This is a genomic window from Hahella sp. HNIBRBA332, from assembly GCF_030719035.1.
Classification (GTDB): Bacteria; Pseudomonadota; Gammaproteobacteria; order Pseudomonadales; family Oleiphilaceae; genus Hahella.
In genome coordinates this window covers 379,095-393,415 of record NZ_CP132203.1, presented here as the reverse complement: position 1 = coordinate 393,415, position 14,321 = coordinate 379,095, and the positions used below count along the sequence as shown (strand labels likewise).

12 protein-coding genes and 3 tRNA genes are annotated in these 14,321 nt (G+C 55.1%); all 15 read right to left on the bottom strand.

Annotated features, from left to right (window positions below):
• Nucleotides 1-17: 17 nt before the first annotated feature.
• The 15 genes from fliG to O5O45_RS01895 all read right to left on the bottom strand — a co-directional run bounded on the left by fliG (nucleotide 18) and on the right by O5O45_RS01895 (nucleotide 14,234).
• The gene (fliG, locus tag O5O45_RS01965) at nucleotides 18-1,043 is read right to left on the bottom strand and encodes a flagellar motor switch protein FliG (protein WP_305903623.1); all 1,026 of its coding nucleotides are present in this window, start codon (nucleotides 1,041-1,043) and stop codon (nucleotides 18-20) included.
• Nucleotides 1,036-2,754 carry a flagellar basal-body MS-ring/collar protein FliF gene (gene fliF / locus O5O45_RS01960; protein ID WP_305903622.1) on the bottom strand — a complete coding sequence of 573 codons (1,719 nt, stop codon included), beginning with the start codon at nucleotides 2,752-2,754 and terminating at the stop codon, nucleotides 1,036-1,038. Before fliF ends, fliG begins: the two co-directional genes overlap by 8 nt.
• A gap of 48 nt (nucleotides 2,755-2,802) precedes the next feature.
• Nucleotides 2,803-3,159 carry a flagellar hook-basal body complex protein FliE gene (fliE, locus tag O5O45_RS01955; protein WP_305903621.1) on the bottom strand — a complete coding sequence of 119 codons (357 nt, stop codon included), beginning with the start codon at nucleotides 3,157-3,159 and terminating at the stop codon, nucleotides 2,803-2,805.
• 124 nt (nucleotides 3,160-3,283) lie between these two features.
• Complete coding sequence (locus O5O45_RS01950; RefSeq protein ID WP_305903620.1) at nucleotides 3,284-4,687, bottom strand: sigma-54-dependent transcriptional regulator; 1,404 nt, start codon at nucleotides 4,685-4,687, stop codon at nucleotides 3,284-3,286.
• 27 nt (nucleotides 4,688-4,714) lie between these two features.
• The gene (locus tag O5O45_RS01945) at nucleotides 4,715-5,974 is read right to left on the bottom strand and encodes a sensor histidine kinase (protein WP_305903619.1); all 1,260 of its coding nucleotides are present in this window, start codon (nucleotides 5,972-5,974) and stop codon (nucleotides 4,715-4,717) included.
• 314 nt (nucleotides 5,975-6,288) lie between these two features.
• A complete protein-coding gene (locus O5O45_RS01940; RefSeq protein ID WP_305903618.1) occupies nucleotides 6,289-7,728 on the bottom strand; it encodes a sigma-54 dependent transcriptional regulator in 1,440 nt (479 codons plus the stop codon).
• Nucleotides 7,729-7,949: 221 nt separating this feature from the next.
• Nucleotides 7,950-8,255, bottom strand: a complete 306-nt coding sequence (locus O5O45_RS01935; RefSeq protein ID WP_305903617.1) for a flagellar protein FliT — start codon at nucleotides 8,253-8,255, stop codon at nucleotides 7,950-7,952.
• A 122-nt stretch (nucleotides 8,256-8,377) separates the two neighbouring features.
• Nucleotides 8,378-9,700 (bottom strand): sodium ion-translocating decarboxylase subunit beta, encoded by a 1,323-nt coding sequence (locus O5O45_RS01930; protein WP_305903616.1) that lies wholly within the window; start codon nucleotides 9,698-9,700, stop codon nucleotides 8,378-8,380.
• A gap of 13 nt (nucleotides 9,701-9,713) precedes the next feature.
• A complete protein-coding gene (oadA, locus tag O5O45_RS01925) occupies nucleotides 9,714-11,519 on the bottom strand; it encodes a sodium-extruding oxaloacetate decarboxylase subunit alpha (RefSeq protein WP_305903615.1) in 1,806 nt (601 codons plus the stop codon).
• Between the two features lie 42 nt (nucleotides 11,520-11,561).
• On the bottom strand, nucleotides 11,562-11,810 hold the full coding sequence (locus tag O5O45_RS01920) for an OadG family protein (RefSeq protein ID WP_305903614.1): 249 nt from the start codon (nucleotides 11,808-11,810) through the stop codon (nucleotides 11,562-11,564).
• A gap of 363 nt (nucleotides 11,811-12,173) precedes the next feature.
• Nucleotides 12,174-12,250 (bottom strand) — tRNA-Arg (locus tag O5O45_RS01915).
• Between the two features lie 28 nt (nucleotides 12,251-12,278).
• Nucleotides 12,279-12,355: transfer RNA gene (locus O5O45_RS01910), tRNA-Arg, on the bottom strand.
• Nucleotides 12,356-12,372: 17 nt separating this feature from the next.
• Nucleotides 12,373-12,462 (bottom strand) — tRNA-Ser (locus O5O45_RS01905).
• 77 nt (nucleotides 12,463-12,539) lie between these two features.
• Nucleotides 12,540-12,743 (bottom strand): carbon storage regulator CsrA, encoded by a 204-nt coding sequence (gene csrA / locus O5O45_RS01900; protein ID WP_011398946.1) that lies wholly within the window; start codon nucleotides 12,741-12,743, stop codon nucleotides 12,540-12,542.
• Nucleotides 12,744-13,007: 264 nt separating this feature from the next.
• Entirely contained in the window at nucleotides 13,008-14,234 is a 1,227-nt protein-coding gene (locus O5O45_RS01895) for an aspartate kinase (protein ID WP_305903613.1), read from the bottom strand.
• Nucleotides 14,235-14,321 lie beyond the last annotated feature (87 nt).

The following is a 14,321-nucleotide window of genomic DNA, read 5'->3' as shown; positions in this document are numbered from 1 at the left end:
TTGCACAGGCGATGGGCTTACAGCATTTCTTCGCCGCCGCCGCCCAGCATGATTTCGCCGGCTTCGGCCATGCGCCGCGCGATAGTGAGAATCTCCTTCTGCGCCGCTTCCACTTCGCTGACGCGTACCGGGCCGCGCGCCTCCAGATCGTCGCGCAACAGCTCCGCCGCCCGCTTCGACATATTGCGAAAGATCTTCTCCTGCAAATCCTCTTCCGCGCCCTTCAAGGCCAGAATCAGGTTGTCGGACGACACTTCCCGCAACAGGGATTGAATGCCGCGATCGTCCACATCCTTGAGGTTGTCGAACACGAACATAAGGTCTTCGATCTGACTGCCCAGATCGGCGTCCACATCCTTGATGGATTCCATCAAGGGCGCCTCCAGGCTGGAGTCCATAAAGTTCATGATATCCGCAGCGCGTTTGACGCCGCCGATCTTGCTGGTCTGCGCAGACGAGCCGCCGGAGAACTGTTTCTCCAGAATATTGTTAAGTTCCTGCAGCGCCTGGGGTTGAATCGTCTCCAGAGCCGCCACGCGCATGATGATGTCCAGACGCACTTTCTCATCGAAGTTGGACAGCACTTCCGCGGACTGGTCCGGGTCAAGATAGGAAATCACAATGGCCTGAATCTGAGGGTGTTCGTAGCGGATAATGTCCGCCACTGCGCGGGCCTCCATCCACTTGAGCGTATCCAGACCAGTGGTGTTGCCCCCCAGAAGAATACGATCGATCAGGCTGGCGGCTTTGTCTTCACCCAAGGCCTGGGTAAGCATGGTGCGAATATAGTCGTCGGCGCCGATGCCGAGACCGGTCTGGCCGCCGACGGCTTCAAGAAATTCCGTGGTGACGTGCTCCACAACATCCTGGGTCACGTTCTGCAATTGCGCCATTTGCGCGCCCACACGTTGCACTTCCTTGGGCCCCATGTGTTTTAGAATCTGGGCGGCGTCCGCTTCGCCGAGAGACATGAGCAAAATCGCCGCCGATTCCACGCGGGAGACTTTGCGTACCGGTTTTTTCTCACCTTTCTCGTCACTCATCAGCCATTACCCATTGGCGAACAACCTGGGCCACTCGGCCCGGATCTTCAGCAATCAGTCCTTTGAGCGCGTTAATCTTTTTCTCATATCCCTCAGAGGAGCCGGGCAGTAAAAAATCGCCCGCTGCGTTTAAGCCTACACTTTCTCCCTCACCTACGCCAGAGCCCAGACTTTCCAGTTCGGCTAACCCGTCTTCATCGCCGGCCAGGGCCAGATTCTTCGCGTCAGCGCCGCCGCTGGAGAGGTTCTTGAAGGTCGGGCGAATGACTCCGAACACCAGTATCAACACGATCAGGAAGGCTACGCCCCATTTGATCAGCTCCCGTATCCAGGGCTGCTCCCACAGCGGCGCTTCATAGTCGCCAATCTCGACTTCCTCCGCCATGAATGGGGTGTTGATGACATTGACGCTATCTCCACGAGCGGCGGAGTAGCCCACCGCATCCCGCACCAGGACGGTCAGGCGCTGCAACTCCGCTTCCGGCCAGGCCTCAGTGGTGACCGCTCCGTCCGCGCCGACCCGACGCAAGTCGTCCACGACCACCGCCACGGTAAGACGCTGCACTCTCCCCTGATGCTGTTTAGTGTAGCTGACAGTACGGTCCACCTCGTAATTACGTACGGTTTGTTTGCGGATATCCGTCGCCTGACTGTTGGCGGTTGCATTGGCTGCAGCGCCAGCGACGCCCGCTTGCTCAGGCACGCTGGCCACGCCCGGAGGCTGATTGGACAATGCGCCCGGAACCCCCTGATTACTGCCGGCGATGCGCTGCTCGCCAATCTCCTGCTCACTGCGTACAGCCTGGGGATCGGGATTAAAGGTTTCCTGCGCCTGCTCCACAGCAGTGAAATCCACGTCCGCAGACACTTCCGCGCGGAACCGCCCCGCTCCCAAAATTGGCTCCAGGATGCTGTTCACCCGTCCGGTCAGCACTTCTTCCATACGGCGCGCATACTGAAACTCCCGGGAAGTTCTCAAGTCGTCTTCAGTCAAATTGTTCTGCGACAGCAGGTTACCCCGCTGATCCACCACCGTGACGTCGCGATGATCCATCTCCGGCACGCTGCCGGCCACCAGATTGACGATAGCCTCCACCTGATCCTGGTGCAGGCTGCGCGAGCCAGTCAGCTCCACCAGAACAGAGGCGGATGGTTTGCGTTTGTCGCGTACGAACACACTCTGCTTGGGAATCGCCAAGTGGACGCGCGCGCTTTTCACATTGCGCAGGCTGGAGATAGTGCGCGACAACTCACCTTCCAGGCCACGGCGGTAGCGTGTGGACTCCATGAACTGGCTGGTGCCGAGCCCCTGATCTTTATCCAGCAGCTCGTACCCCATGGTTCTGTCCTGGGTAACCCCTGCGGCGGCCAGACGCATTCTGGCTGCGCTGACATCTTCCGCCGCCACCAACAAGGCGCCGGACTTGGGCTCTACTTTGAAGTGAATGTTGCTCTGATTGAGGATGTCCGATACTTCTGTGCTGTCGTATACGCTCATGTCCGGGTACAACGGCTGATAGGCGGGCTCATTCGCCCACAGGATAATAGCCGCTCCCATCGCGATACTGGCGGCGACGCCCACCATCAACACCAATTGACGCAACAGGGATAAACGGTTGAACCCCAGCATCATATCGCTGCGGTTTTCCACCAGATCCACGTCGTTATTCTGTCCGCCCTGGGCGTCGACCTGTGCGGGAACGCTAGCCATTGTCCACCTCGATGCTTGTTTACTGCTTTATTAGAATGACTGAGCCGATCAGATAGGCATTTTCATAATGTCTTCGTAAGCCTGAACTACCTTGTTGCGTACTTGGGTCAGCGCCTGAAAGGCCACCGAAGATTTCTGCGAGGCGATCATCACCTTGGTCAGATCCGCCTGCGGGTCGCCCTGCTCATAAGCGGTTCTGAGGGCTGACGAGGTTTTCTGCAGGTCGTTGACGTTGTCCACCGCCTGCTTGAGCATCTGGCTGAACTCGGGGACTTCTTCTGGCTTGCGGGTGGGCTTCAATTGCTCAGCAGACAGTTCCTGCTCGACGCGCGCCGACTGCCGCATCTGCGCGCGCAGGTTGCGAATATCCGCCAGCACATTGTTGATATCGACCCGATTTGTCATAACCGCCTCCACATTCCCAAGCTATCGAAACGTCTTGTCAAAATGTCGTCGAAAGCCGTTTCGTTTAAACTGTTTCTGCAGAAAACATACCAGTTTCAGCGCTTTCGCCAGGATGATCACGACGTTAGCAAGCCCGCGCCATTTGTTCGTCGATGTCGATGCCGGACTCACGCATACGGGCGATTTTGTAGCGCAATGTGCGCGGTGAAATACCCAGCTTCTCCGCCACTTTATTGCGGCGTCCGCCCTCACTCTTCAGCGTGTCGAGAATGATCTGAAATTCGCGCATGCGCATTTCCTGCCCCAACCCGCTGACATCATCCAGGTCCTCCATTTCGTCCATCGGCTCTGGCATAGTTATTCCCGGCCCGGCGGGCGCCGTCAGGCTGTCCAGACTGACGCCTTCCAGACACACATCCGCCGCGGTGATCTGGCCGTTTTGCTGCAAAATCAAAGCGCGTTGAATGGCGTTATCCAGTTCACGCACGTTGCCTGGCCAGTCATGGTTGTAAAGTGCCTGACGCGCACCCTCGTCGAAACGCACGAAAGACAATTTCATTTTCTGCGCATGGTTCGCCAGCAGATGTTCCGCCAAGGGCACGATATCCGCGCGACGCTCGCGCAGCGGCCGCCAATGGATCGGAAATACGGACAAGCGATAATAGAGGTCTTCCCGGAAGCGGCCTTCCTGCACGTAAGTTTTCAGATCCCGGTTAGTGGTCGCCAGCACGCGCACATCGAGACGAATGCTCTTGCGCCCGCCAATACGCTCCACTTCCCGCTCCTGTAATACACGCAACAGTTTCGCTTGCAGACCCAGGTCCATCTCGGAAATTTCATCCAGCAGAATGGTGCCGCCGTCCGCCTGTTCAAACTTGCCGGGCATGCTCGCGTAGGCGCCGGTAAACGCGCCTTTCTCATGACCGAACAAAATCGCTTCCAGCATGTTCTCTGGAATAGCCGCGCAATTGATCGCCACAAAAGGCGCGTTCTTGCGGGTGGATTTGCGATGGATATATCGCGCCAGCACTTCTTTCCCGGTGCCGCTTTCGCCGGAGATCAGCACCGTAGAGTCCGTCATCGCCACCCTTTGCGCCAACTGGAATATCCGTTTGCTGGCGCCGTCCACCGCCACCGGTTCGTCGGCGTTGGAGTCGCCGCCGGCGCCGCCCATGTATTTTTCAATCGTGTCCAGCAGCGTCTGCGGCTCAAAAGGTTTGACCAAATAGTCCGCCGCACCGCTTTGCATGGCCGCCACCGCCTGGCTGATCTGCCCGTATGCCGTCATCAGCACTACCGGAACGCCGGGATATTGACGCCGTACTTCCAGCATCAGCTCAAAGCCGTTCATGCCCGGCATGTTGACGTCACTGATAATCATATCCACGGCGCGCTGCTCCAGAACGCTCAAGGCTTCTCTGGCGGAATCGACGCCGATATAGTCGTACCCGTTCATTTCCAGCGTAGTGGTGAGCGCATCCAGTAACTCCAGATCATCTTCCACTATCAGCAGGGTCGGTTTATTCATGGCATGTCTCCTTCAAAGATTCGTGAGTCAGGCGGAGTGACGCGCCGGCAAGGTGAGAATGGCCCGGGCGCCCAGCCCCAGACCGCCGGAGGTAATGAAAAAGCGCCCGTGATGCGCCTGCGCCACGCCTTGCGCCACCGCCAAGCCAAGGCCGGTGCCATGAGACTTGGTGGTATAGAACGCCTCCAGTAGACGGGGACCATCTTCAGGCTCAAAGCCCACGCCGTTATCGCGTACTTCCAGGCAGATGAACCCCTGCCCCGGAGCGCTCAAATTCACTTCGACCTGGGGCTGATTCGCGCCTTTTACCGCTTCCAGCGCGTTATTGAAGAGGTTCAATACTGCGCCGACCAAAGCGTCTTTATTGCACAGGATTTCCCGTTCGCCGCAGTCGAGGCTCCATTGCACGGGAACCTGTTTGCGTTGCGCTTCAGGCTCTGCCGCCGCCTGAATTTCAGAAAACAATTCTGCGCAGGTGATGCGTTGCGCCAAGGGCGCGTCGCCTTTGGCGAAAATCAGCATGTCGCGCACTTGCTGTTCCAGATGCGTGAGCCGGGACATCAGCTTCTGCGCGCATTTCACTCGCAGGGAACCATCCAGCTCAGGTTGAGAGAGGTGACCGGCATACAGCATAGCCGCGGACAGAGGCGTGCGAATCTGATGCGCCAGAGACGCCACCATTCTGCCCATGGAAGACAGACGCTCACTGCGGGACAAACGGGATTGCAGCTCACGGGTTTCAGTCAGATCAGACAATACGATCAACTGGCCCGGGGCGTTCTCCAGCGAGCAGGTTTGAATGCTCAGGCGACGACCGTCTTTCAAAGACACCTCGTGTCCGTCATCCGCCTTCGGCGCAAAACAGCGTTGGATAATTTCCACCCAACGCTCTCCTTGTAAAGGTTCGCCCAACAGGTCCACCGCAGCGGGATTGCACTCCTGCACGGAACCTCTCGCGTCCAGCACGACGATGCCCACCGGCAATGCCTGCAATAAAGTCTTCAGGCGATTGGCGATGCGCGCTTTATCTTCAAATTCTCTTTGCCGATTGACGCTAACGGAATCCAGCTCATTCGCCAGACGATTTACCCGTCCGCTGAGATCCTGATAGGTTTGGGAAATCTGATCAGCGATAGCGCCGAACATGCTCATCGCCCGGTCCAAACCCGGGTCTGCGGACGCCGCATAAGCGCCATCGTCAAACCCGGTATGTTTGGGGGCCAAATGGTGGATCACCGCTACCGGCTGCTCTTGATCCGCCGGCGACAAAATTTTCGGTACGCTCATATTGCCTCTCCGATCACTTGTCCGTATCGCTGGAACATTGACGAAAAACCTGTCTGAAACGTAATTAATCATTTTCTGTGCCAGCCCTGATTAACGCCGCAGTTTCATGGAGTTAGGACAAAAGGACTAAGCGCCACGCCGAAAAATTGACAAGCCAACGGCTCTCACGCCAAGGTTTGGCGAGTTTCGCCCCGGCCCGTATGCAGGCTGGTTTCCAGGTGTATGTGAAGCACAGGGAGTTACAACGACAGAGCCCGGACAGCGCCGGGCTCAACAGGAAGTGAAATCAGAAATTGTGAGGAAAGAAATTCTCGCTATTCGTCAGCGTTGAGATTGTACTTACGTACTTTCTCCACCAGGGTCGTGCGGCGAATATGCAAACGTTCCGCCGCGCGGGCGACCACACCGCCGGAATCATCCAAGGCCTGCTTGATCAGACTCTTCTCCAAATTGGCGAGATACTCTTTCAAGTCCAATCCATTCACGGGCAACACCGCCGGAGAATTAAGCCCCACCAAACCGGGCTCGCCGGAGTAGCCTTCCTCCAGGTCTTCCATGCCCTGTTCGATATCTTCCACATGACGGAATTTCAGCGGTAGTTCCTGCACGCCAATCACGCCGTAGGGGTGCATGATAGCCAACCGTTCAACCAGATTCGCCAGCTCTCTGACGTTACCCGGCCATTCATGACGACACAGGCTCAAGATCGCCGCTGAATTGAATCGGATAGAGCCGCGTTTTTCTTTCTCCATGCGGGAGATCAATTCGTTGATCAGCAGCGGCACGTCTTCCGCCCGCTCTCGCAGTGGCGGCATTTCTATAGGGAAAACGTTGAGGCGATAGTAAAGATCTTCCCGGAAGTCGCCCCGTTCGATCATATCCTCCAGATTCTTATGCGTGGCGGCGATGATGCGCACATCCGCTTCCAGCGTTTTGCTGCTGCCGACCCTTTCATAGGTGCGCTCTTGCAGCACTCTTAAAATCTTGACCTGCATGTGCAACGGCATGTCGCCGATCTCATCCAGAAACAACGTGCCGCCCTGCGCCAGTTCAAAACGGCCGACCCGGGAAGTGATGGCGCCAGTAAACGCGCCTTTTTCATGACCGAAAAGTTCGCTTTCCAGAAGTTCCGCAGGGATCGCGCCACAGTTAACGGGAACAAAAGGTTGATTGCGACGATGGGAGTTATAGTGCAGGTTGCGCGCGACCACTTCTTTACCGGTGCCGGACTCGCCGGTGATCAGCACACTGACTTCTTTGTCCGCCACCTGGGACATCAGTTCACGCACCTTCTGCACACTACGGCTGGTGCCGACCAGGCTGCGGAACAATAAAATCTCGCGTTGTTTGCCGCGACCGCTCTTGGCGGCGTATTGCTCGCGATACACTTGCGCGCGATACAGGCTGTCCATGAACTTGTTATAGTGAGGCAGCTCTTCGAGCTGGACAATGACCTTGCGACGCAGGTCTTCGTCTATTTCAGACAGATCACGCTCCCCCAGCATCAACACAGGCAGGCCCGGATCCCATTCCTCCAGCTTCGCCAGAAAATCTTCCACACTCGTCACACTGGCGTCCATCAACGCCACAGCCATGTCCGCAGCGCTCAATGAGGCGTCCTTACACGCTTTCACCCAGTTGTCCGCATCCGTGGCCAGAGCAGGCTCGCCCAGAAACGCCAGTATCACTTCAATGGCCTGTCTGCGCGCGTCGTCATCGCAAACCAAGAGGACAGTGCTGTCTTTGCTTGTCATGTAACCTCAGTACTACATTTGTTGAAATGTCCTGAGCCTCCATCTCGGTCACCCGGTTCCATATTGCGAGGAGTAACCTTTTCTTTCCCAAGAATTAAAGTACGCTTTCCGAGAGTGGTCAAATAAATGACGCAAATAGTCGCATTTCGGCATTTGAATAAAAAACGTTCAAAAAATTGTCGCCAGCGCGATTGAAAATAGACAGCCGCTGAACAGAAAGGTTAAAACTTGGAAGTGTTTAGATAGGACTGCGCCGCCTTCAGGCTACGACGAACGCTGGTAAGTTCCTGGGCGGATTCGGAACGATTGGAGCCGGCGTGTTGAACCGCGTCAGCGTATATGCTGCGTAATCGAGTCAGTGTGGCGATAAGTTGAGGTTTGTCGTCTTCGCTGGTCTGCGCGATAGTCGCCTGCACCAATTCGCGTAGCGTAGGCTCCAGCGCAATTAGCTCATCCCATTTGGATTGTGAGGCCAATTGTTCGATCTGTTCCGCTAGCTTTTCCAACGTGTATTCCAACTGCGACATTTAGACTTCGACCTATGCTGGACTTTGATACGCCATCTCGGGCTAGTGTAGCATCCCAGCCCAGGATTTACCGGCGCGGTTATTATTTTTATTCGCTGCGCCGGAAACTCAGAGTGGCAGGATCAGCTCAAGAACTTGATCATGACGCCCGCCGCTACCGCTGATCCGATAACGCCAGCCACATTCGGCCCCATCGCGTGCATCAGCAGGAAGTTTTGCGGGTTCGCCTCTAGACCAACCTTATTGGAAACCCGCGCCGCCATCGGTACAGCGGACACGCCAGCGGAACCGATCAACGGGTTAACTTTAGAGCCAGGAAGCTTATTCATCAGTTTCGCCATCAATACGCCGGATGCAGTGCCTACACAGAACGCCACCATACCCAGCACCAGGATGCCAAGGGTCTGTACGTCCAGGAACTTGTCCGCAGAAAGCTTACTTCCTACAGAAAGACCCAGAATGATCGTGACGATGTTGATCAGTGCATTTTGCGCCGTATCGCTCAAACGGTCCACCACGCCACACTCACGCATCAGATTGCCGAAGCAGAACATACCCAGCAGTGGCGCTGCATCAGGCAGGAACATGGCAACCATGACCAGCAGGATAATCGGGAATACGATTTTCTCCGCTTTGGACACATGGCGGAGCTGCTCCATTTTGATCTTGCGCTCTTCCGCATTGGTCAGCGCCTTCATGATCGGCGGCTGAATCAATGGCACCAACGCCATATAGGAGTATGCCGCAACAGCGATTGCTCCCAATAAATGGGGAGCCAGCAAGGTGGAGACATAAATCGACGTCGGGCCATCCGCCCCACCGATGATGCCGATTGCAGCCGCTTCCTTGATGGAGAATGGAATCAAGCCGCTGGCGTCCAGAGCTGCTGCGCCGAGGACGGTTCCAAAGATACCGAACTGCGCCGCCGCGCCAAGCATCAGTGTTCTCGGATTAGCCAACAGGGGACCAAAATCAGTCATTGCGCCAACGCCCATAAAGATGAGCAAAGGAGCGACGCCGCTCATGATGGCGACATCAAAGAACTGATACAGCATGCCGCTGCTGAAGCCCATATCCTGAGCCGCAAACCCGACAGCCTGATGCATGGCCGCATTAGAGCTCTTGTAAGCCAGAATGAACTCATGCCGGATTTCAGGCGTTATCGCTTGCGTGACGTCATAAGGAATATTCAACGCCGCCGCCAGATTGACCAACTGTTCGGGAGAGCCCAGATGAATCGCGTTCTCAACCGCCGACATCGCCAGTCCGGCTTCAGGAATATTCGCCAACAAACCGCCGAAACCAATCGGCAGCAGAAGCAAAGGCTCAAAGCCTTTGCGTATCGCCAGGAACAACAAACCGAGGCAGATGGCCATCATGACCGCCTGACCCCATTCCAGGTTATACAGGCCGCTGCCGTATACCAGCTGGGACAATCCGTTCATACAACGCTACCTCTTAAGCCAGTTTCAACAGAGACTGGCCGACGGAGACTGCATCGCCCACTTTGACATCGATGCTGGCGACATGTCCGGCTTTCGGGGCGCGGATTTCCGTCTCCATCTTCATCGCTTCCAGGTACAGCAGTACGTCGCCTTCCTGAACGGTTTGTCCCGCTTGAACGACAAGACGCAGAATCGTTCCACCCAAAGGCGCAGGAACTGACACGCCACCACCGGCTGGCGCAGGGGCCGCAGCAGGAGCGGGCGCAGCAGGAGCCGCGCCGACAGGGGCTACCTGAGTAATATCGCCGCCCTCCGACACTTGCGCTACGTAGGTCTGGCCATTGACGACGATGGTGTACACCTCTGGACCGCCAGCGGGTGCCGCCGTCTGTGCGGCAGGAGCGGCAGGCTTGACATCATCAGCGCTGGGAACCGGCTCAAACGCCGCAGGATTGCCGCGATTCTCCAGGAATTTAAGGCCCACTTGCGGAAACAAGGCATAGGTCAACACATCATCGACAGCTTCCGCCGCCAGCTTGACACCCTTCTCAGACGCCAGCTTTTTCAACTCATCTGTCAATCTATCCATTTCCGGCTCTAACAGATCGGCGGGGCGACAGGTGATAGGCTGCGCGCCTTCCAGCACCTTCGCCTGTAGTTCCGCATTGAAAGGCGCCGGCGCTGAACCGTATTCCCCTTTCAACACGCCAGCCGTTTCTTTAGAAATGGATTTATAGCGTTCGCCTGTCAGTACGTTCAACACCGCCTGAGTGCCAACGATTTGCGAGGTGGGCGTCACCAACGGAATGAAACCGAGGTCTTCGCGCACACGGGGAATCTCTTCCAACACCGCGTCCAGCTTGTCGATAGCGCCCTGCTCTCGCAGTTGGTTTTCCATGTTGGTGAGCATGCCGCCGGGAACCTGCGCCACTAGAATGCGGGAATCCACGCCTCTCAGGCTGCCTTCAAATTTGGCGTATTTCTTACGCACTTCACGGAAATAACCAGCGATTTCTTCCAGGAGGTGAATATTCAGCCCTGTATCGCGATCAGTCTCTTCCAGAATGGCGACCAACGCTTCCGTGGGAGAGTGGCCATAAGTCATGCTCATAGAAGAGATAGCGGTGTCTACGTTATCGATCCCGGCTTCCGCCGCTTTGAGCGCGGTAGCCGTGGACATGCCGGTAGTAGCGTGACACTGCATGTGAATGGGTACGGAGCACTCTTTCTTCAGACGGCTGACCAACTCAAACGCTACGTAGGGTTTCAACAGGCCCGCCATGTCTTTGATCGCGATAGAGTTCGCGCCCATGCTCTCAATTTTCTTGGCCAGCTCCACCCACATATCAATGGTATGTACGGGGCTGACTGTGTAGGACAAGGTGCCCTGCGCGTGCTTGCCGACTTTCAGCACCGCTTTGATCGCGGTCTCAAGGTTCCGGGGATCGTTCATCGCGTCGAAGACGCGGAATACGTCAACGCCGTTAGCCGCAGCGCGATCTACAAAGCGCTCGACAACATCGTCAGCATAATGTCTATAGCCCAACAGGTTTTGTCCACGCAACAACATTTGCTGAGGCGTGTTTGGCATCGCTTTTTTCAATTCGCGAATGCGTTCCCATGGATCTTCCCCCAGATAGCGGATACAGGAATCGAAAGTGGCGCCGCCCCAGGACTCAATGGACCAATAGCCGACTTTATCAAGTTTCTCGGCAATGGGGAGCATGTCGTCTAAACGCATGCGCGTGGCCAGCAGCGACTGATGCGCATCACGCAATATTACATCCGTAATACCTAGTGGTTTTTTCGTTGTTGTCATGGGTTATTAGCCTTTCATTTACTCTCGCGAATTTCCTTACGTTCACTTCTTGTGGCGTGAACGGTGTTTAGCGATTGCGGCTGCGATAACAGCCATCGTGTCATTATTGTTATTCGGAGGCGGCGTGGGGTTGCCTGCGGTGGGAGGGGGGACTACCTGAATTTCCGGCGCAAGGCGATTGACGACTTTCGACATCAAATTGGTTGCGCCAACCAGCATAGCCAGGAATACGAACACGAATCCCATTCCCGCTACCATCAGGGTGACCGCCTGCTGAAAAAGCTCATTCATATGATCGATACCTGTCTTTGATATACCAGCATGAAAACGCCAACGAAGACGCATTCCATGTGCTTAAAGAACAAACGCAGGGCCGCTTCTCAGCGGCAAATCTTGCGTAAGATACCGATAAAACCAGGGGTTCGCAACCGTAAAACTTCGGTTTTCCCCTATTGACGTGAAAACCTAAAAAAACTGAGAACTCAACACCATAGCGCGGTAAGTGATGATCCGCCGGTGAAGAAAAACAGCATTGATGGAGGAAAATTGAACTGGGTCGAAAATCAGAAAGTTCAGGCTCGTAGACATCTTTTTGAAGCCGGGTCTGGCTTCCTAACATCTACTGTTTTAGATACTGCAAAAACAGTTTAGATATGGCGCGCTCGGGAGGATTCGAACCTCCGACCGCCTGGTTCGTAGCCAGGTACTCTATCCAGCTGAGCTACGAGCGCGCAACAAATTGGCAACTTAAGATTTAAATGGCGCGCTCGGGAGGATTCGAACCTCCGACCGCCTGGTTCGTAGCCAGGTACTCTATCCAGCTGAGCTACGAGCGCGCATCAAAAACTTAAAGTGGCGGAGAGAGAGGGATTCGAACCCTCGATGAGGTTTCCCCCATACGCCCTTAGCAGGGGCGCGCCTTCAGCCTCTCGGCCATCTCTCCGCAAAAGCGGGGCGTATAGTACCACAAAATTTTAAGAATGATAGTCCTTATTCAAAAAAAGTTTGTGGTACCGTCAATTAATCGTCCTGATGGTCCGACTCGCCAGCCTGAGCAGACTTCTCACGCTGGATACGCTGATAAATCTCTTCGCGGTGTACAGCTACTTCCTTCGGCGCATTGACGCCGATACGCACCTGATTACCCTTCACCCCCAGAACGGTAACGGTTACATCATCACCAACCATCAGAGTTTCGCCTACGCGGCGGGTTAAGATTAGCATCTTATTCTCCTTAAAGAACGACCTATTCCAAAAAATGACCTAATTGTCGATTACTTGTAGATGTACTGCGCTCTACAAGCCCTTCGTCAACCTACTGCACTTTTTTATTATTATCGAGAATCCGATTTTTAAAAGGACGGTTAATAGCCGTCGTTAAGAAATTGCGAATTCCGGTTGATCTTTTTCTATATTTCCGTGCGACCTGCATCACACAGGTCGCCTATTTTAGTTATTTCCAGGCAAAAGCCAATGTTTTATCCAAAATTACGCCGGTTTTTCGCTCAACTCGAAAGCGCCGTGCAGGCTTCTCACCGCCAATTCCAGATATTTTTCATCGATCACCACAGAAATTTTGATCTCTGAAGTGGAGATCATTTGGATGTTGATGCCTTCTTTGGAAAGCGCCTCGAACATCGTGGTGGCGACGCCTGCGTGAGAGCGCATGCCGACGCCGACGATGGAGACTTTGGCGATCTTGCTATCCCCCTTCACCTCTCTGGCCTCAAGCTCCTTACAGAGCTTCTCAAGGATCGCTTTGGCCTTATTGAAGTCATTGCGGTGTACAGTGAAAGTGAAGTCGGTGTGATTATCCTCACCCACGTTCTGCACGATCATATCCACCTCAATGTTAGCGTCACTGATCGGTTTAAGGATCTTTGACGCCACGCCAGGGATATCCGGCACGCCGGATACCGTCAGTTTGGCTTCATCGCGGTTGAAAGCTATGCCCGATACTATGGGTTGCTCCATATTCTCATCATCCTCTGTTGTTATCAGCGTGCCTGGACCGTCTTCAAACGATGAAAGGACACGTAAGGGAACGTTATATTTGCCGGCGAACTCCACCGAGCGTATTTGCAAAACTTTGGAGCCCAGGCTCGCCATTTCCAGCATTTCCTCAAAGGTAATGCTGTCGAGTCTGCGCGCGCTGTCCACGACGCGAGGGTCAGTGGTATAAACGCCGTCCACGTCGGTATAGATCTGACACTCATCCGCCTTCAATGCGGCCGCCAGCGCGACGCCCGTGGTATCCGAGCCACCGCGGCCAAGCGTGGTGATATTGCCGTTCTCGTCTTCACCCTGAAAGCCCGCGACGACCACCACACGGCCGGCATCCAGATCCGCGCGGATATTGTTTTCGTTGATCTCAAGAATGCGGGCCTTAGTGTGGGCGTTATCCGTAAGGATGCGAACCTGTCCGCCAGTATATGAGCGCGCTTCGCAACCGCGCTTGTGCAGCGCCATACAAAGCAGCGCTATGGTCACTTGCTCGCCAGTGGAAACCAGAACGTCCAACTCTCTTGGAGTCGGCTCATCCATTATGTCCTTGGCCAACCCAATCAGGCGGTTGGTTTCGCCGGACATCGCCGACACCACCACCACCAGATCATGACCTTCATCTCTAAACTTTTTTACTTTGTCCGCGACCTTCTCGATACGCTCCACGCTACCGACAGAAGTGCCTCCGAACTTTTGAACCAGTAGGGCCATAATGTTTCTATCTTTCCGTCTTAGTAATTACATTTTTTCGTCACACACTTCCCTTTGCTCGGGGCGTCGCCCAAAGCGCGCCCGTTT